17 protein-coding genes are annotated in these 19,925 nt (G+C 31.4%); 15 read left to right on the plus strand and 2 right to left on the minus strand.

Annotation, left to right across the window (positions count from 1 at the left end; translation table 11 throughout):
* Window positions 1–167: 167 nt before the first annotated feature.
* The 8 genes from EYR00_RS03965 to deoC all read left to right on the plus strand — a co-directional run bounded on the left by EYR00_RS03965 (window position 168) and on the right by deoC (window position 9,903).
* Window positions 168–713, plus strand: a complete 546-nt coding sequence (locus EYR00_RS03965; protein WP_008792065.1) for a rubredoxin-like domain-containing protein — start codon at window positions 168–170, stop codon at window positions 711–713.
* A 174-nt stretch (window positions 714–887) separates the two neighbouring features.
* A complete protein-coding gene (clpB, locus tag EYR00_RS03970; protein WP_003534873.1) occupies window positions 888–3,455 on the plus strand; it encodes an ATP-dependent chaperone ClpB in 2,568 nt (855 codons plus the stop codon).
* Between the two features lie 85 nt (window positions 3,456–3,540).
* Window positions 3,541–4,356 (plus strand): YihY/virulence factor BrkB family protein, encoded by an 816-nt coding sequence (locus EYR00_RS03975; RefSeq protein ID WP_008792063.1) that lies wholly within the window; start codon window positions 3,541–3,543, stop codon window positions 4,354–4,356.
* 635 nt (window positions 4,357–4,991) lie between these two features.
* Entirely contained in the window at window positions 4,992–5,729 is a 738-nt protein-coding gene (locus EYR00_RS03980; protein ID WP_003534869.1) for a 16S rRNA (uracil(1498)-N(3))-methyltransferase, read from the plus strand.
* Window positions 5,729–6,514 (plus strand): hypothetical protein, encoded by a 786-nt coding sequence (locus EYR00_RS03985; RefSeq protein WP_003534867.1) that lies wholly within the window; start codon window positions 5,729–5,731, stop codon window positions 6,512–6,514. Before EYR00_RS03980 ends, EYR00_RS03985 begins: the two co-directional genes overlap by 1 nt.
* Window positions 6,511–7,797 (plus strand): tRNA (N(6)-L-threonylcarbamoyladenosine(37)-C(2))-methylthiotransferase MtaB, encoded by a 1,287-nt coding sequence (gene mtaB / locus EYR00_RS03990; RefSeq protein WP_003534865.1) that lies wholly within the window; start codon window positions 6,511–6,513, stop codon window positions 7,795–7,797. The genes EYR00_RS03985 and mtaB overlap by 4 nt, the downstream gene beginning before the upstream one ends.
* Window positions 7,797–9,263, plus strand: coding sequence for a UDP-N-acetylmuramoyl-L-alanyl-D-glutamate--2,6-diaminopimelate ligase (locus EYR00_RS03995; RefSeq protein WP_003534863.1), 1,467 nt, complete (start codon window positions 7,797–7,799; stop codon window positions 9,261–9,263). Before mtaB ends, EYR00_RS03995 begins: the two co-directional genes overlap by 1 nt.
* Window positions 9,253–9,903, plus strand: coding sequence for a deoxyribose-phosphate aldolase (gene deoC, locus EYR00_RS04000; RefSeq protein ID WP_008792059.1), 651 nt, complete (start codon window positions 9,253–9,255; stop codon window positions 9,901–9,903). The genes EYR00_RS03995 and deoC overlap by 11 nt, the downstream gene beginning before the upstream one ends.
* A gap of 117 nt (window positions 9,904–10,020) precedes the next feature.
* On the opposite strand, the gene EYR00_RS04005 is transcribed toward deoC, so the two are convergent.
* Entirely contained in the window at window positions 10,021–10,701 is a 681-nt protein-coding gene (locus tag EYR00_RS04005) for a BglG family transcription antiterminator (RefSeq protein WP_003534861.1), read from the minus strand.
* A gap of 506 nt (window positions 10,702–11,207) precedes the next feature.
* On the opposite strand from EYR00_RS04005, the gene pflB reads away from it, so the two are divergent.
* The 3 genes from pflB to EYR00_RS04020 all read left to right on the plus strand — a co-directional run bounded on the left by pflB (window position 11,208) and on the right by EYR00_RS04020 (window position 15,330).
* On the plus strand, window positions 11,208–13,460 hold the full coding sequence (gene pflB, locus EYR00_RS04010) for a formate C-acetyltransferase (RefSeq protein ID WP_003534860.1): 2,253 nt from the start codon (window positions 11,208–11,210) through the stop codon (window positions 13,458–13,460).
* Between the two features lie 55 nt (window positions 13,461–13,515).
* Window positions 13,516–14,283: a pyruvate formate-lyase-activating protein gene (pflA, locus tag EYR00_RS04015; RefSeq protein ID WP_003534859.1), complete on the plus strand. Its 768-nt coding sequence runs from the start codon at window positions 13,516–13,518 to the stop codon at window positions 14,281–14,283.
* A gap of 168 nt (window positions 14,284–14,451) precedes the next feature.
* Complete coding sequence (locus EYR00_RS04020) at window positions 14,452–15,330, plus strand: ROK family protein (RefSeq protein ID WP_003534857.1); 879 nt, start codon at window positions 14,452–14,454, stop codon at window positions 15,328–15,330.
* A 90-nt stretch (window positions 15,331–15,420) separates the two neighbouring features.
* On the opposite strand, the gene EYR00_RS04025 is transcribed toward EYR00_RS04020, so the two are convergent.
* Window positions 15,421–17,061, minus strand: a complete 1,641-nt coding sequence (locus tag EYR00_RS04025; protein ID WP_003534854.1) for an aryl-sulfate sulfotransferase — start codon at window positions 17,059–17,061, stop codon at window positions 15,421–15,423.
* Window positions 17,062–17,764: 703 nt separating this feature from the next.
* Between EYR00_RS04025 and EYR00_RS04030 the strand changes: the two genes are divergently transcribed.
* The 4 genes from EYR00_RS04030 to EYR00_RS04045 are packed head-to-tail and all read left to right on the plus strand — an operon-like array spanning window position 17,765 to window position 19,781.
* Entirely contained in the window at window positions 17,765–18,082 is a 318-nt protein-coding gene (locus EYR00_RS04030) for a PadR family transcriptional regulator (protein WP_008792057.1), read from the plus strand.
* A gap of 2 nt (window positions 18,083–18,084) precedes the next feature.
* Window positions 18,085–18,816 (plus strand): DUF1700 domain-containing protein, encoded by a 732-nt coding sequence (locus EYR00_RS04035; protein WP_003534851.1) that lies wholly within the window; start codon window positions 18,085–18,087, stop codon window positions 18,814–18,816.
* Window positions 18,813–19,598 carry a DUF4097 family beta strand repeat-containing protein gene (locus EYR00_RS04040; RefSeq protein WP_003534849.1) on the plus strand — a complete coding sequence of 262 codons (786 nt, stop codon included), beginning with the start codon at window positions 18,813–18,815 and terminating at the stop codon, window positions 19,596–19,598. Before EYR00_RS04035 ends, EYR00_RS04040 begins: the two co-directional genes overlap by 4 nt.
* A 3-nt stretch (window positions 19,599–19,601) precedes the next feature.
* Window positions 19,602–19,781 (plus strand): PspC domain-containing protein, encoded by a 180-nt coding sequence (locus EYR00_RS04045; protein ID WP_003534847.1) that lies wholly within the window; start codon window positions 19,602–19,604, stop codon window positions 19,779–19,781.
* The last annotated feature ends 144 nt before the right edge of the window (window positions 19,782–19,925 follow it).

The raw sequence follows: 19,925 nt of genomic DNA on the forward strand, positions 1-19,925 counted from the left end.
TTCTCTCTCTCTTTTAGAAGAAGGCTGAATAAAAATTCAGCTTTTTTTCTATTTAGGTGAGTATATATATTGACAAAAAATTAAAATATGATATATTAATATCAGTAATCATTACTGTTAATTATAGGTGATGATGAAATAAATAATATAAAAAGGAGATAATTATAATGGCTAAATTTGTATGTTCTGTATGTGGATATGTTTATGAAGGAGATGCAGCTCCAGAACAATGTCCAGTATGTAAAGTTGGGGCTGACAAGTTCGTTGAACAAACAGGTGAAATGACTTGGGCAGCAGAACACGTTGTAGGTGTTGCTAAAGACGTAGATGAAGAGATCAAAAAAGAATTAAGAGCAAACTTTGAAGGAGAATGCTCAGAAGTAGGAATGTATTTAGCAATGGCAAGAGTTGCACATCGTGAAGGATATCCAGAAATTGGATTATATTGGGAAAAAGCAGCTTATGAAGAAGCTGAACATGCAGCAAAATTTGCAGAATTATTAGGAGAAGTAGTAACTGATTCAACAAAAAAGAACCTAGAGATGCGTGTTGAAGCTGAAAATGGAGCAACTATGGGTAAAACAGAATTAGCTAAGAAAGCTAAAGCATTAAACTTAGATGCAATTCATGATACAGTGCATGAAATGGCACGTGATGAAGCACGTCATGGAAAAGCGTTTGAAGGATTGTTAAACAGATATTTTGGTAAATAATAATTGGATATTAGATTAAACTAGGGTGACAAACCCTAGTTTTTTACATCTAGACAGAAGTAGATTTAAAAATAAATATTTTAATTTTTTAGCACTTTAACCTTGACAGTGCTAAAAAGAGATGTATAATATAATTAGCACTTAGGGATATAGAGTGCTAAAGGAGTGATAGACATGAATATTGAAAAATGGACTGCCAAGATGCAAGAAGCAATTCAAAAAGCAATAACAATGGCTAGTGAAATGGGTCATCAAGTAGTTGATGTAGAGCATTTTCTATTAGCTTTGCTGGAAGACAATGCAGGTATATTATATCGAGTCTTAAGTAAGGCAAATGTCAATATTGCCGATCTACAAAATAAATTGAACGTAAGGTTGCAAGGTAAGCCGATTGTAAGTAATGTGGATATAAATAGTATTCGAATCTCATATGATTTGAATCAACTGCTTAGTTTAGCGGATAAGCAAATGCATAATTTTAAAGATGAATATCTAAGTGTAGAACATTTAATTATGGCATTATTTGAATTAAATAGTAGCTGGTTAAAAGAAATATTAAATGGTTATAATTTAAATAAGAAAAACGTAAAGAAAATTATTGATGAAATGCGAGGTGGAAATATGGTCGATAATCAAAATCCTGAAAACCAATACGAAGTATTGGAAAAATATGGACGTGATTTAACAAAAGATGTTGCCGATGGAAAACTTGATCCAGTTATTGGGCGAGATGAAGAAATTCGTCGTGTGATTCAGATCTTATCACGAAAAACAAAAAATAACCCAATTTTAATTGGTGAACCTGGTGTGGGTAAAACAGCAATAGTTGAAGGATTAGCTTGGCGTATCTTTAAAAATGACGTGCCAGTTTCTCTGCAAAATAAAACACTATATGAATTAGATCTAGGAGCACTAGTTGCAGGAGCTAAATATCGTGGTGAATTTGAAGAAAGATTGAAAGCCGTTTTAAATGAAATTAAGAAGGCTGAAGGAGATATTATCTTATTTATCGATGAAATCCACCAATTAGTTGGTGCTGGTAAAACTGATGGGGCAATGGATGCTGCAAACTTATTAAAGCCAATGTTGGCTCGTGGTGAGTTGCATTGTATTGGAGCAACAACATTAGATGAATATCGGATGTATATTGAAAAAGATGCTGCCCTTGAAAGACGTTTCCAAAAAGTTCAAGTTGATGAACCAGATCAAGATGATACAATTGCCATTCTTCGTGGTTTGAAAGATTCATTTGAATCACATCATGGAGTACAAATTACTGATAGTGCAATTATTGGTGCTGTTAATATGTCACAACGATATATAACTGACCGTTTCTTACCTGATAAAGCAATTGATCTAATCGATGAAGCTTGTGCTTCTATTCGTATGGAAATAGATTCATTACCAGAAGAGTTAGATGTTATAACACGTGAGAAAAATCGATTAGAAATGGAACGAATTTCAATTGAAAAAGAAGACAAAAATGAAGATAATGAAAAACGTTTAAATGAGATTAAAAGTCGGATTGCTTCTTTAGACGAACAAGTAAAAGGTTTAACTGACAAATGGCAAGAAGAAAAGAAATCATTGGATCATATTAAAGAATTAAAAGACCAAAAAGTAAGATTAGAAGCTTTAACGGATAAATATCAGACAGAGGGTAATTTGGAAGAAGCATCAAGAATCAAATATCAAACATTACCACAAATCGAAAAAGAAATTAAAGAATTTGAAGCTTCTAAAAAAGAAGATGACTTATTACAAGAAAAGGTCACTGTAGATACAGTTAGCGAAGTAATTGCTCGCTGGACAGGAATTCCAATGAATAAATTAATGGAATCTGAACGTGAAAAATTATTAAAGTTAGATACTGCGTTAAAGGTACGGGTAATCGGTCAAGATGAAGCAATTGAAAAAGTTAGTGATGCAATTTTAAGATCAAGAGCAGGAATCAATGATGAAAATCGTCCAATTGGAAGTTTCCTATTCTTAGGTCCAACTGGAGTTGGTAAAACAGAAGTAGCTAAGTCATTAGCTGAGCAATTATTTGATACAGAGCGAAATATAGTTAGAATTGATATGTCAGAATACATGGAAAAATTCAGTGTTTCTCGTTTAGTCGGAGCGCCACCAGGATATGTTGGATATGAAGAAGGTGGACAATTAACAGAAGCTGTGCGTCGTCATCCTTATAGTATTGTTTTATTGGATGAAATTGAAAAAGCACATCCCGAAGTATTTAATATCTTGTTGCAAGTGTTAGATGATGGTCGAATTACTGACTCTAAAGGAAATCTAGTCAGCTTTAAAAATACGATTATCATTATGACTTCAAATATCGGTTCAAATTACTTATTAGAAGGTAATAATAGTGATACAAGAGCAGCGGTTGATAATGAATTGAAAGCACATTTCAAACCAGAATTCTTAAATCGTATTGATGAGATTGTTTATTTTAACTCATTAGATCAAGCGGTTGTTAATAAAATTATTGATAAATTTATTAAACAACTATCTGATCGTTTAAGTGATAAAAAGATCACTATTACAGTAAGTGATAGAGCTAAAGCTGTAATTAGTGAACAAGGTTATGATGTAACATTTGGTGCACGACCACTAAAACGTTTTATTCAGTCACGAATCGAAACATTGGTTGCTCGTGAAATGATTAAAGGTGATATTAAAAATGGAAGTCATGTATTAGTTGACTTTGATGATGATTTTAAATTAGCGATTCAATAAGTTAAAGGTGTTCTTTGAACACCTTTAACTATTTTTTTGTATGCATTTTTGTGATATAGTTAACAATAAAGAGGGATGGTGGATTATGGAAAGATTTCAAAGAGTTGTAATGAAATTTATTTCGCCCCAGGGAAACTTGTTTCGTTATTCGTTAAGTTTTTGTGTTTTGTTAGCTTTATTGCCGGCACTGATTATTTTTTTAAAGGTTTTTCAAACGGATATTTTAAGTGCGCCTAATTTAATTAATTTACTATATGATTATGTTCCTGAAACAATTTTAGCACCTTTTGTTGAGTATGTAATGTCACAAGAATATACAACATTTGTATCATTGATTATTTCAATGGGATTTTCTATTTATTTAGCGAGTAATGCCTTTTATTCTTTTATGTTGATTTCAATGACTGATGAAGGTTTTGATACTTATGCGATTTTAGTGCGAATTAAAGCTATCGTAGTTTTTGTTTTGTTAGTAATTGGTTTAGTAGGATTAACATTATTTAATTATTTAGTACCAATTAACAGCACAATTGTTATGTTGGCTGGTTTATTTATTGTATTTTACTGTTTTTATCGATATTTATCATTTGAAAAAAAACCATTATCATATGGCTTGATTGGAGCTGCTTTTACTAGTGCATGCATTGTTTTAATTGGAGTATTCTTTTTCTATATTGTCAATCATTATACACGATATAATGCTTTGTATGGGCCGCTTGCCAGCTTAGTAATCATGCTGATTTCAATTTATTTAATTTCTAGTGTAATATATTTTGGTTATTGTTTAAATCATGAGTATGGTAAGTCTTTTTCTAAAAGAACTTACAAACATCAAAAGTTTTATGATTATGGAAATAATTTTTTGGATAAAATCGTAGAAAAATTTGGAAAATTAATTTGAAATTTTACTGAAATTGGATTATATTTTTATTAATGGTTTCACTAAAAATATTGATAATATTCATTTCCGTGTTATATTTATACCATAGAAGGATTGTTGCTTTGAGGAGGTAAGACCAGATATATTTTTGTGTTTTTAGGCAAAATTATATTTGGTTTTTTTATTGGGAGGGAGTGATAAGAGAGCTGTGATATCATTAGATGGCAAAGGGTAACTCCACACTCAGACAGTTAAATTATTATCTAAAGTAACGAATGAAACAGTAGGTCATCATTTATGACGGAAAAGAATGCAATGATAAAAATTTCTGCTAAAGAAACAGAAATAACTGGTAAAAATGCCAAACCACAAATAATTCCAGAGTTACGTGAATAGGTAGCGAGTGACTATCGAGTTTTAACAAGTTGTGAAATTGTAATAGGGGACAATAATAATTTAAAAAAGGTGATATTTGTAGTGAACTGAATAAGTTGTGGTCCAACTTATTCAGTTCACTACATTTTGCTTATGGAAATCAACTTTTTAATTTACTAAATTAATACTGATAAAAATAGAAGAAAAAAGTAAAAAAAGTGATGTCGTTTATTGCTTTTCTCTGTCGATAATTCGTGTTAGAATGTTAGCGGAGGTCTATTATGCAACGATATTTTATAAATGAAGATTTAACAAGTAAACAACAACTAATTTTACCGGATGATGATTTGCATCATGTTAAAAAGGTAATGCGAAATATAAATGGTGATGAAATTATCTGTATAGATAATGCTGGACAAGTATATTATGGCGTAATTGAAGATATTGAGATAGGTTTAGTTAAAATTGATAAGCGGCTTGAAGAAAATAATGAATTAGATGTCGAGATAACTTTAGTTTATGCTCTACCCAAAGGGGATAAATTTGAATTAGTATTACAAAAAGCTACAGAACTTGGTGTCAAGCGTATTGTTCCAATTCAAACAAAGCGTTGTGTAGTAAAGATGGATGAGCAAAAGTTTGCTAAAAAAATCACTCGTTATCGAAAAATATTAAAAGAGGCTGCAGAACAGTCATGGCGTAATTTTATTCCAGAAATTACTAATGTAATCAAACTAGAACAGCTTGATCAATATTTAGGTGATCATAATCTAGTAGCTTTTGAAGAACTTGCTAAACAAGGTGAACATATGGTGCTAAAACAAACATTAGACCAATTATCTTCAGGTGATAAAATTACTATTGTAGTTGGAAGTGAAGGCGGCTTTGAACTTGATGAAATTGAGATGATGAATAAATTAGGAATTAAAGCTTGTTCACTAGGAAAAAGAATTTTGAGAAGTGAAACAGCTCCATTATATTTTTTAAGTGTAATTGGTTATGCTAGGGAGATTGGATAATGAGTATATTGGATTTATTAAATAAATATCGTTATGAAATAAAATTAAATAAGACAGGATTATATAATTTTGTGACTGGTGGTAATAAAGAGCTGGCAGGAGAAGGCTTTAATTATAAACTAAAGACACCGGAAGATTTATTTACATATGAAGTTATTTTAAATGGAATTAGGACAAAAATAGCGATTGATGAGTGTTATAATAAATTTATGGCAGCTAATTATGATATTTTTGAATATGTGAATTATGAAGAAAAAAGAAAAATGTTTAATCATGATGAAGAAAAGATAATTAATAATTTCCCAAGTTTTCAAGATCATCAAAGTGGAGAAATAATTTATATTCCTTATTTAGAACCGTTTATAAACAGATATTATGCTAATGATTATCAATTAGTAACACTAAAACAACATCAAGTTTATTTAAATAGTTATGCTAAAACAATAGATAAAGTTATTGAATTATATGGAATACAACCATACAATTCACAATTTTCATCGTTGCAGCTGGTTGGTCAAGATGATGAAAGTTATTATTTTTATCATGATGATTTTAAAACGGTATATCAATTTAATGGACAAAATTATCGTATTGCAAATGAAATTAATTTAATTGATCGATATACAAAAGAATATCCTAATCTTAATTTGATTAAGGAAGCAATGGTTAAATTAGCTAATAGTCAGGATGATGAAGAAATATTAGAGTTTTTATATGAGAATAAATTTGTTGGTGATAAGACCTACAAAAAATTAATAAAGAAATTAAAAAAGGTGAGTAAATGAAGACAGTAGCATTTCATACATTAGGATGTAAAGTAAATACATATGAATCCAACGCAATGTTGAAGATTTTTAATGAAGCAGGATATCAAGAAGTTGACTTTAAACAAGTTGCTGATGTTTATGTTATCAATACTTGTACAGTTACAAATACGGGTGATAGTAAATCACGTCAAATGATTCGCAAGGCAATTCGTAAGAACCCTAAAGCGACTATTTGTGTAGTTGGGTGTTATAGTCAGACAGCCCCGGAGGAAATTGAAAAAATCGAAGGTGTTGGTGTTGTTCTTGGAACTCAATACCGTAGTGATATAGTCAAATATGTTGATGAGCATTTGGGAACTGGAGAAATGGTCATTAAAGTTGATAATGTAATGAATCTAAGGAAGTTTGAAGATCTAAATATTGATCGATTTAAAAATACACGGGCATTTTTAAAAATTCAAGATGGATGTAATAATTTTTGTACTTATTGTATTATTCCTTATGCTAGAGGAAGAGTGCGTTCAAGACAAAAAGAAAGTGTGTTAAACCAAGCCCAAAAGCTAGTTGACAATGGATATGTTGAAATTGTCTTAACTGGAATTCATACAGCTGGTTATGGTGAGGATCTAGATGACTATAGTTTTTATGAACTGCTAGTAGATTTAGTGAAGATCAAAGGCTTAAAGCGATTAAGAATCTCATCGATTGAAACAAGTCAAATTAGTGATGAAATTATTGATTTAATCGGCTCAAATGAGATTATCGTAGATCATTTACATGTTCCTTTACAAGCTGGAAGTGATGCTACTTTGAAGCGGATGAATCGTAAATATACAACAGCTGAATATTTAGAAAAAATTAATAAGATTCGCAGTTATTTACCAAATATTGCTTTTACGACAGATGTAATAGTTGGTTTTCCTGGAGAAACGGACGAGGAGTTTGAAGAAACATATAACTTTATTAAACAAGTTAATTATAGTGAATTACATGTTTTTCCATATTCACCACGAAAAAATACGCCAGCAGCTAAAATGAAAGATCAGGTAAATGATCAAATTAAGCATGAACGAGCTAATCGTTTATTGCAGTTATCGAAAGAGCTAAATCATGAGTTTGCTTTAAAACAGATTGGAAAAACTTTAAAAGTTTTATTTGAAAAAAGAGATGGAGAATATTTAATTGGTCATGCTGGTGATTATTTAAAAGTTAAAGTTAAAACAGCTGATAATTTAATTGGTGAGATCGTAACGATCAAAATTGATAAATATGATGAAATTTTGGAAGGAAGGGTTGTTTAATGAAACGCTTAAATGAATTGTTTGATACTGACAACGATATGAAAATCTATTCAATTCATAGTGATTCAAGATATGTAAAACCTTATTCGATTTTCTTTTGCATTGAAGGTTTAAGTGTTGATGGACATCGTTATGTTGAAGATGCTGTTTTTCAGGGTGCAAAAGTAATCGTTCATTCCAAAGATCTTAATTATTACCATGATAAGATTATTTATTTTCGGGTTGAGAATACTTTAGTAGAACTTAATCGTGTTTCAAATCTTTTTTATGATTGTCCAAGTAATAAAATGAAAATTATCGGAGTTACTGGCAGCAGTGGTAAGACGGTAGTTGCTTCAATGATTAAAGATGCTATGGCAAAATATTGTAGTAGTGGATATATAGGAACGATTTCATTAGAATATAATGGCCGTAAAGAGGAATGTCCTTATACCACTCCAGAAGCTCTGTATTTGCAACGAAAATTGTTTGAAATGAATAGAGCTGGGGTCAAAGTTGTTGCAATGGAGGCATCAAGTCATGGTTTGGCTTTAGGACGTGTTGACGGGATTAATTTTAATATTGCTGTAATGACTAATATTGGGGCTGAACATTTAGATTTCCATGGAACAAAGGAACAATATGTTTTAGCTAAACAAAAATTATTTGAAATGATTAAACCGACGGGATGGGCGATTTTAAATAGTGATGATTTAAATTTTATGACTTTAAAAAATAATACCCAAGGACGCATTTTGACTTACGGAATTGAAATTGAAAGTGATATTATGGCTAAAAATATTCAATTACATTTAGATCATAGTGAGTTTGATATTTCATTTAAAGGAAATACTTTTCATGTTAATTCCCCAGTAATCGCAATGTTCAATATTTATAATGTCTTGGCTTTAACCGGTGTGTTGATTGCTATGGGATGTGATGATAAGATGGTCATTGATGCAGTTGAAAATGTAAAACCGATCGAAGGGCGAATGGAACTGATTCAAACAGAACAACAGTTTGCAGTTATTATTGATTATTGTCAACACATTAGTAATTATGAAGCTATTTTTGAATATGTTGATGGAGTTCGACAAGGGCATGGGCGAATTATTGCGGTTTTAGGGGCTCCTGGGAAGCGTAATTACAAATTACGTAAGGAACTTGGGCAATTAGCGAATCGATACTTAGATCATGTTATTTTGACACAATTGGATGATCGTGGTGAAGATGTTTATGAAATTTGTAAAACGATTCAAAAAGAAATTGTCGATATTAATAGTGTAATTATCGAGTCACGTCAAATTGCAATTGAACAGGCAATCGAGATAGCTTGTAAAGATGACATCATTTTGATTCTTGGTAAGGGACATGAAAAGTTCATTTCACTCGATGTAGGACAAGTAGATTATCCTGGTGATAGCCAAATTGTTAAAGAGGCACTTGAAAGAATATATTATAAAGGAGAAGATGAAGATGAATTATAATAAAATGATTGACCACACTGTATTAAAAGCTGATGCAACTAAAGCAATGGTTGCTAAAATTATTGATGAAGCAAAAGAGTATAACTTTGCTTCAGTATGTGTTAATCCAACCTGGGTAGCTTATTGCGCTCAAGCTCTAGCTGATAGTGATGTTAAAGTATGTACTGTGATTGGATTTCCTTTAGGAGCTAATACAAGTGCCGTTAAAGCGTTTGAAACAAAGGATGCTATTGCTAATGGTGCTGATGAAATTGATATGGTTATTAACATTGGAGCACTAAAAGATGGGAATACCGATCTAGTCTTTAATGACATTAAGGCAGTTGTTGATGCTGCTGCGGGTAAATGTGTAAAAGTGATTATTGAAACCTGTCTTCTTACCGATGAAGAAATTGTTACAGTATGTAAATTAGCTAAGGAAGCTCAAGCAACATTTGTTAAAACATCGACTGGTTTTTCAACAAGAGGGGCTACACCTGAAGCTGTTTCTTTGATGAAACAAACTGTTGGAGATGATTTAGAAGTAAAGGCATCTGGTGGAGTGCGGACAATTGAAGACATGGAAAAAGTTGTAGCTGCAGGAGCTACAAGAATTGGAACTAGTGCGGGATGTAAATTGGTTAAAAATAATAATTCATAACACGAATAAGTGAGTTGGTTATTTTAAATAAATAAAAAATATCTTCATTTATTACTGTTTAGTTAGAAAACTGACTAAGCACAACGAAATGAAGATATTTTTATTTAGATATTTATTTTATTCATCGATGCGATTATTAGCAACAACAAAATGTAATGCGATAAAAGCTAATTCATCATCATCGAATGATAGATTTAAATCATGTCTAACAACATCATTTAAAATCTTACTATAATTAAATTCCTCTTGATGACGTTCGATTATTTTTTCTTTTAAAGGATTTTCAACAAGTTGACCATTTGCAAGACGTTCTAAAGCTGGTTCTAAATGTAAACCGATAGCAACGAATAATTTATCATCATTTCTAAAGTCTTTATGATAGTCTTGATAAATTGTATACATTGTTTCTCTTAAAATCTTAAAAACTTGATCGTCAAGTAAATCAAAACCAGAATTTATTTCTAAATCTAATTTTTGATTTTTTGATAGATACATGGAAACCAATGAAATCTCAGCTTCAGGAAAATCAATTTCAAATTCACGTGCTAAACGGTCGCATAACATTTTTGCATATGGATAACTATGATCTTGTTTATATGAAGCGATTTGACTGTTACTCATGGGAATATAATTATTTGATTTGATCCGGATAATTGCAATGGTTAAATGTACTGAGAGATTATTGATTGAATTTTCTGAAAGAAATAAATCATAGTCATCAGCAGTATTTTTAATGATATTAGTAATTAGTACTTTTGTTTGATCAAAATCAGTATTGGTGTTGAATGTTAAATCCATTTTGTACCCTCCTAACAACTAGATATTACTATATAATAAATTGAAAAAAAAATCTACTATTTAATAGATTTAATTTTTAATGTAAAAATATTTTTATTTTATTAAATAGATAATAAAATCGTGGTAATATAATATATTCGTTTATTTTAAATTTATTAATAAAAATCTTTAAAAGTTAAAAAAAAGTATTTGTAAGCGCTAACAAAACAACTGTTTCATTATATCTTAAAAAATGATTAAAATTTGTTGAAAATAATTTGTTTTTTTGGTGCAAATGACTTGAATTATAAAAACAATTTATAATATAATGCAGTCGTGGATAACAAAGGAAAATAAAGTTATTTTCCAAAATATAGTGTGTGTTATTCTTATTATGTAAGTGCATTACGATAGTAGTAGAATATTAGTCTTGATGACATCCCTTGCAAATCCATCAGATTATTATTTAAAACTTAAGTAAGAAACTTAACTAACAGTTATTAAATTTCAAGGAGGAAGAAAGAAACATGTTAGAAAAAGATCAATGGAATGGCTTTAAAGGTAGACTTTGGAAAGAGGAAGTGAACGTACGTGACTTCATCCAAAATAACTACAAGCCATATGATGGTGATGAATCATTCTTGGCTGGACCTACTGAAGCTACAGATAAATTATGGGGTAAATTACAAGAACTTCAAAAAGAAGAACGCGCTAAAGGTGGAGTATTAGATATGGAAACTCATGTGGTTTCTGGATTAACTGCTTATGGTGCTGGATATATTGACGAAGAACTTAAAGATTTAGAAGCAGTTGTAGGGTTACAAACTGATAAACCTTTAAAAAGAGCATTTATGCCTTATGGTGGTATCAAGATGGCACAACAAGCTTGTGAAACTTATGGATATACACCAGATCCTGAATTAGGAAGAATCTTTACAGAATATCATAAAACTCATAACCAAGGGGTTTTCGATGTATATACACCAGAAATCAGATTAGCTCGTCGTAATAAAATCATCACAGGTTTACCAGATACTTATGGACGTGGACGTATCGTTGGTGATTATCGTCGTGTTGCTTTATATGGTATTGATTTCTTAATTGAAGAAAAACAAAATGATTTAGCACATTGCGGAAGTGGATCAATGAGAGATGATACTATCCGTCAACGTGAAGAATTAGCTGAACAAATTAAAGCATTAAATGGTATGAAGAAAATGGCTGAAGCTTATGGTTTCGATATTTCTGAACCAGCTAAAAATGCTAAAGAAGCAGTTCAATGGTTATATTTCGGATATTTAGCTGCTATCAAAACTCAAAATGGTGCTGCTATGTCAGTTGGACGTGTATCAACATTCTTAGACATCTATCTTGAAAGAGATTTAGAAGCTGGAATTATCACAGAAGCTGAAGCTCAAGAATTAATTGATCATTTAGTAATGAAATGTAGAATGGTTAAATTCGCTCGTATTCCTTCTTACAACCAATTATTCTCTGGTGACCCAGTATGGGCTACACTAGAAGTTGCAGGACTTGGAACTGACGGACGTTCTATGGTTACTAAAAATGATTTCCGTTTCTTACACACATTAGAAAACATGGGGCCTTCACCAGAACCAAACTTAACAGTATTATATACTGCTGCATTACCAGAAAATTTCAAAAAATATGCAGCTAAGATTTCAATTGATACTAGCTCAGTACAATATGAAAATGATGATGTAATGCGTCCTGTATGGGGTGATGATTATTCAATTTGCTGTTGTGTATCTGCAACTCAAACTGGTAAAGAAATGCAATTCTTCGGAGCTCGTGCTAACTTAGCTAAATGTTTATTATACGCTATCAATGGTGGTATCGATGAAAAAACAAAAACTCAAGTAGCTCCAAAATATCGTCCAATCACTTCTGAATATTTAGATTACGAAGAAGTAATGGAAAGATATGACCAAATGATGGAATGGTTAGCTGATATTTATGTAAATACACTTAACTTAATCCAATATATGCATGATAAATATTATTATGAAGCAGCTGAAATGGCTTTAATTGATACAGATGTAAGACGTACATTTGCAACTGGTATTGCTGGATTCTCTCATGTAGTAGATTCATTAAGTGCAATTAAATATGCGAAAGTTAAAACAGTTCGTGATGAAGATGGTATTGCAATTGATTACGAAATTGAAGGAGACTTCCCTCGTTATGGTAACGATGATGATCGTGCTGATGATATTGCAGTATGGTTATTAAAAGAATTCTTAAATAAACTTAAAAAACATCACACTTACCGTGATTCAGAACCAACTACTTCTATCTTAACAATTACTTCTAATGTTGTTTATGGTAAAGCTACTGGTTCATTACCTGATGGACGTAAAGCTGGTGAACCATTATCACCAGGTGCTAACCCTTCTTACGGTGCAGAACAATCTGGTTTATTAGCTTCATTAAATTCTGTTGCTAAATTACCATACGAATGGGCATTAGATGGTATTTCTAATACTCAAACAATCAGCCCTGATACTTTAGGTCATGATGAAGAAGAACGTAAAACTAATTTAGTTCAAGTAATGGATGGATACTTTGCACAAGGTGCTCATCACTTAAATGTAAACGTATTTGGAACTGAAAAATTAATTGATGCTATGGAACATCCAGAAAAAGAAGAATATGCAAACTTCACAATCCGTGTATCTGGATATGCAGTTAAATTCATTGATTTAACTCGTGAACAACAAATGGATGTTATTTCAAGAACTTGCCATAAATCTATGTAATAGTTATTGAAAAATAAGCATAACAACAGCCTCTTAATTAAAAGAGGCTGTTTTAATGAAAAAGGAGATTAACATGGAAACAGCAATCAAGGGTTTTGTACATTCTATTGAAAGTTTCGGTTCAGTTGATGGTCCGGGAATACGCTATATAATCTTTCTACATGGATGCCCGTTACGCTGTAAATTCTGTCATAATCCAGATACTTGGGCTAATGCTAAGTCGACAATGGAAATGACACCTCAAGAAGCAATTGCTAAAGCACTTAAATACAAGAGCTATTGGGGAAATGATGGTGGAATTACAGTTAGTGGTGGTGAACCATTATTACAAATTGATTTTTTAATTGAATTATTTAAATTAGCGAAAAAAGAAGGAATCAATACTTGTATTGATACTAGTGGTGGTAATTTTACTAGAGAAGAACCGTTTTTTTCTAAATTTAATGAATTAATGAAATATACAGATTTATTATTAGTAGACCTTAAACATATTGATAGTACACAGCATCAAGAGTTAACAGGAAAAGGTAATGATAATATTTTAGATATGGCAAAATATTTAAGTACGATAAATAAACCTGTTTGGATTCGTCATGTTTTAGTACCGGGTATCAGTGATAAAGATGAATATTTAACAGAATTAGATAAATTTATTAGTACTTTGAATAATGTTAAGAAAGTGGAAGTTTTACCTTATCATACACTAGGAGTATTTAAATGGGAAGAACTAGGGATTCCTTATCAATTAGACGGAATTAACCCACCAAATCAAGAGCGTATTGATAACGCTAATAAATTATTACATACGGATAAATATAGATAGTTTAATACTATCTATATTTTTTTAGATGAAACGTAGTTTCATGAATTTGATGATTTTACGAAAACTTATGAAACATCTTGTCAAAAGTTTCTGTTTTTGCACTTAAACTATTCATTTGTATAGTAAATTAAGCTATAATGGAAATGTAAAAATGAGGAGGAAGAATAGATGAAATTAGGTGCAATTGAAGCTGGAGGAACTAAATTCGTAGTTTGTATTGGTGATGAATTTGGAAATGTAATAGAAAGAGATTCTTTCCCAACTGAAACTCCAGAAGAAACAATGGCGAATATTTTTAAATTTTTTGATGGAAAAGATATTGAGGCACTTGGAGTCGGATGTTTTGGACCAATCGATCCAGATTTAAACAGTCCAACTTATGGATATATTACAACAACACCAAAACCAGGATGGGGTAACTTTAATATCATGGGTGCTTTAAAGGAACGTTATGATATTCCTATGGGATTCGATACTGATGTTAATGGTGCTGCTTTAGGTGAAGCTTATTTTGGTGCAGCCAAAGGTTTAGACAGTGCTTTGTATATGACAATTGGTACAGGAATTGGATGTGGTGCTATTGTTGAAGGAAATTTAGTTCATGGGTTATTACATCCAGAAATGGGACACATGAATATGATTGTTCGTGAAGACGATACTTATGCAGGTAAATGTCCTTTCCACGGTACGTGTTTTGAAGGTTTAGCAGCAGGACCGGCAATTGAAGCACGTTGGGGTAAAAAAGGTTTTGAATTACCGGCTGACCATCCTGCTTGGGATTTAGAAGCTTACTATATCGGTCAGGCTCTAGCAACTTATGTTTTAGTTATTTCACCAAAGAAAATCATCTTAGGTGGTGGGGTCTCAAAACAAAAACAAATGTTCCCATTAATTCATAAATATTTAAGAGAATTCTTAAATGGATATATTCAAAAAGATGAAATTTTAACGGATAAGATTGATGATTATATTGTATCACCTGCTTTAGGTGATAATGCTGGTGTGTGTGGTGCTCTAGCATTAGCAAAACAGGCATTAGAAAAATAAATAAAAAGAGCTTAGGCTCTTTTTATTTAAATTAATTAGTATATTAAATATGATAAATATCTATACATAGATTAAAAAATGACTATTGGGTTATTGAAACCAATAGTCATTATAATCATATTTAAAGACACGATAAACGAATTTGCCCCCGGTTGTTGTGAATTTTTTGATCAAAGTACCAAATTGATCATATTCGCCCCATGACATTGCCATTCCGCTATCAATAATAATATTGTTATCAAGTTCTTGGACACTGCTTACATAACCAGAGTAATCAACGGGGATTGTATTAACCAAAGAAACAGTACGGTTATTTTCATCAATTAAATATTTATAATAATAAGAAATACCGTTTTTAGTATCGTAAGAAACATTTTGATAATTATTATCTTCTTTCCAATTATAATCGCTGCGAGTTGTACTGACTGCTAGATTATTATTATATAGATATAAATAATATTGTCCGCTGGCAAGAGTGGCATCTTCAACATAGGTAACACAGTGCTGTCCTGCCTGCAATGAAAAGTCACTTGTCTTAGTCAAAAGTAAATCATCGTAACCACTTTCTTGCCAGAAATTATTAGAACCGATCATATAGTCAACTGTTGGATTACTATAAATATTATCTAACTTCATAATTGTTGAAGTTTCTCGTGAACTAATGATCAAACTATCTTTTCCAACTAGTTCAAGTGAGTTGATATGCATCCAATCTAAATCATTTGCAGAATCTGGCTTGGCGGTAGTTTTATAGTAATCTGGAAAGAGTTCAATTAAATCAACAAGTTCTGTGATAGCTTTAGTATTATGATCAATCATAATGATTTTATCTTCACTAGTTACCGCATTCTTTTTACTGGCTAAAACAATTAAGTTATTTTGACTGTCGAAAATATAGTCATGATGCAATTTGTAATCACCAGTAGAATAAATTGTCGAAACATAACCAGTTTGATCAACTCCTACGATCTTTGTGCTTGAAACACTTAAATACATAGTATTATCTTCGAATAAAATTCGATGACTGCGGTATGAAATGATAGGAATTTCACTTCTAATCACGCCATCGTTATCATATAATCGCATATAGGTCTGTTCATCATTTTCTTCGGTTACATCATTACCTAAAACGGTGTATAAACCGTTGCTTAGCGCTGATGTAGTATCATAACTTTCAGTTGCAACGCTGAGATATTGATCACCGCCTGATAATTTAGGTGCTTGATAGCTCCACGTAATAGAATCAACTTGTTTGCCATTGGTATCCGTTAATGTAACAGTAATAGTGTTTTTAGCATCGGGAATAGATCCGATTAGCAAATATTCATGTTCTTTAGAAAAGCCGCTTAAACTATTAGTATTAAGTGTTCTGGTGAAGTCTTCGTATCCTTCGCAACTGATGGTATATGTCGCAACGCATTGATAATCAGTTGTAAAATACATATAGATTCCTGTGGTGTTTGTTCCATAAGGATTTTCAATTAACAAGGGATTGTTAAAAGTGTAATTATTTATTTGTTTAATCTTTTTAATTTGCTGATAAATATTTTTTTGATATTTATCACTGTAAATAGTTTCCGGATCACTAGTGGTATTTTTTAATTGTGTATAGGGACGACTATTTTCATCATCACTAGAGGCCTCGGTAACTAAGGGACCGTTAAAGATAAAGCATAACGCAATAATGCTAAATACTAATAGTCCAATCAATATATTTTTAACCTTCTTCATTATTACCTCCTTGAAAATATTATTAAAAATGAATATGTGAAAAATATCTTAAAAAAAACAATAATTAACAAAGTGATAAAATTTTATTTATGTTAATAGCCTATGGGAAAACGTTGATGAAAATTGCAATGTCATAATTTTAAAATTTGATGATTGTAAATCATGAAAAGGAATTATTCAGTTACGATGAAATACATCTTATTTTAAATAAGCGGAATATTATCAGATGGGCAGTGAAATTAAATTTTGAGAATGGATAAGATATTAGTGCTTTTATTTGTTATAATCTAAAATTCTCCAGAATTTTCAAATGGCTTCATATACAAGCAGCTTAATTATAGTAATCGCTTGGGATGTGATAAATATTGGATAGCGTTATTAAAAGTTTGGGCAATTGAGAATCAATGCGATGTTTTGGAGGTGAATCGTGTTGGTTATAGCGTTTTATTTGAGCTATGAGACATTTAGAACAATGAAATTACTGATAGAGGAAAAATTATTTATACATATATTGGATATGTATGTTAGAAATAACAAAAACTTTAAAGAAATTTAAGGAAGGAGTACATACCTGTAACTAATGAGAAACATCAAATGATGTTTCTTTTTTTATAATATATAATAATTATATATTATTAGTTGACAGATAATACTATATAGAATATAATATTATTGAAAGATAAATATGAAAGGAGCTGGGCTTATGATATTTAATACAGGAGCTGCATTGCTAGATGCAATTGTTCTTTCAGTAGTTTCCAAGGAGGCCGAGGGAACTTATGGTTACAAAATTACACAAGATGTTAGAATTGCTCTTGATGTTTCAGAATCGACCTTGTATCCTGTTTTAAGAAGATTATTAAAGGATAATTGTTTAGAAACATATGATCAAGAGTATGGTGGGAGAAATCGACGTTATTATAAAATAACGTCACAAGGACAAGCTCAACTTGAGATGTATAAAGGGGAATGGCATGAGTATGTGCGTAAGATCAATAAAATTATTGAAGGGGGGAAATAATTATGAATCGTAAAAAGTTTATTGAAGAACTAGCATTTTTACTTCAAGATATTGAAGATGCTGAACGAGAAGAAGCTATGCAATATTATGAAGATTATTTTGATGAAGCTGGTCCAGAAAATGAACAGCAGGTTATAAATGATTTAGGCTCTCCTGAACGGGTTGCAGCGATCATTAAAGCTGGTTTAGATAATCAGTTTGATCAGGATATTGAGTATAGTGAAAAAGGGATGGATAATTCAAATTATAAACAATCTCGTGAAATTATTGATGCTAAAATTATTAGTGAAGAGGAGACAGCTGCTGATGATAATAATGATTATCAAAATAATAAACGTCACAAGAATAATTTTAGAGGAAATTCCGACCGAAATCGAATCTTATTAATATTTATCATTATTGGGGCTGTTTTTCTAGCTTTACCAGTAGGTGGTGGGATTCTTGGTTTAGGATTAGGTTTTTTTGGAGCTGTATTTGGCCTTGGAGTTGGTATTTTGTGTGGTGGAGCCGCTTGTTTGATTGGTGCGATAGTCTGCTTTGTCAAAGCATTTATGATTATTGCAGCGTATCCAGGCGCAGGATTGATTACCATGGCGGCAGGATGTGCTTTAATTGCTTTAGCATTCGTCTTTTTCTGGTTAGCTAAAGGTTTGATTAAAATAATCCCTGCTGTTATTAGAGGAATCGTTGATTTTTGTCAAAATATATTTAATAGGGTAGGTGATCGGCGATGAAAAAAATAGGGTATGTGGCATTAGGAGCGTTGTTGCTTGCAATTGTATTGTTCATCAGCGGTACGATGATTGGTGGTTTTTCAGAACTGGAAACTCTTTATGATAAGGGTGATTTTACAATCAGTCTACCTATTACTAAAACGATGGATGTAACAAAAGAATTTACAGACATTAAAAATTTGGAAATTCAAGCAGAAGCTGGAACTGTTGAATTAATTGAATATGAAGGTAGTACAATTAAAGTTGAAGCAAAAAATGTGAGCAAAAAAATTAAATTATATCAAGAACAAAACACTTTGATTGTAAAGGATAGTTTTAGATTTTGGCATCTTATAAATGTTACCGATATAACAACTAGAATTAAAATTTATATACCGAATAGCTATGAATTTAATAAAGTTGAATTAGAAGTAGATGCTGGAGAATTGATTGTTCCTAATTTGAAGGCTAATGATGTTGAAATTGATGTGGATGCTGGAAGTTTTAAGGCCGAAAATATTATTGCATCATATACTAAAGTAGACGTTGATGCCGGGGATGCACGGATTAACTTGTTGAATAGTTATCGAAGTGAATTTAACTGCGATGCTGGAGATATTGATGCAACAATGGTAGGTAGTGAATCAGATTACAGTTATGAAGTCGATAGTGATGTTGGTGATATTAGTATTGGAAGTTATCGAAGTGACGGACTGAGTGATGAATATAGTCATAGTGGCGGTCAACGTAAAATAGAAGCTGATTGTAATGTTGGAAGTATTAGAATTAAGATGGAGGTGTAAGAAATGAAAAGAATTTATCGATCACGACAAGATCGGATGGTTTGTGGAGTATGTGGTGGAATTGCAGAATACTTTGATCTTGATCCTTCATTGGTAAGATTAGGTTGGATTATTTTCTCTGCTATGGGAGGCAGTGGCTTTATTGCTTATATTATTGCCGCAATAGTAATTCCCAGCAGATAAAGGCAAAAGCGAGTTCTCAAGAGAATTCGCTTTTATTATTTTGGTAAAAAGAATAATTTTTTAATCAAAGTTGTCTTCATAAAATATTGAAATGATTATAATAATATACCTACCTTAAATGACTGATTTTGTTGAATTTGAGGA

This window comes from Thomasclavelia ramosa DSM 1402, from assembly GCF_014131695.1.
Lineage (GTDB): Bacteria > Bacillota_I > Bacilli_A > Erysipelotrichales > Coprobacillaceae > Thomasclavelia > Thomasclavelia ramosa.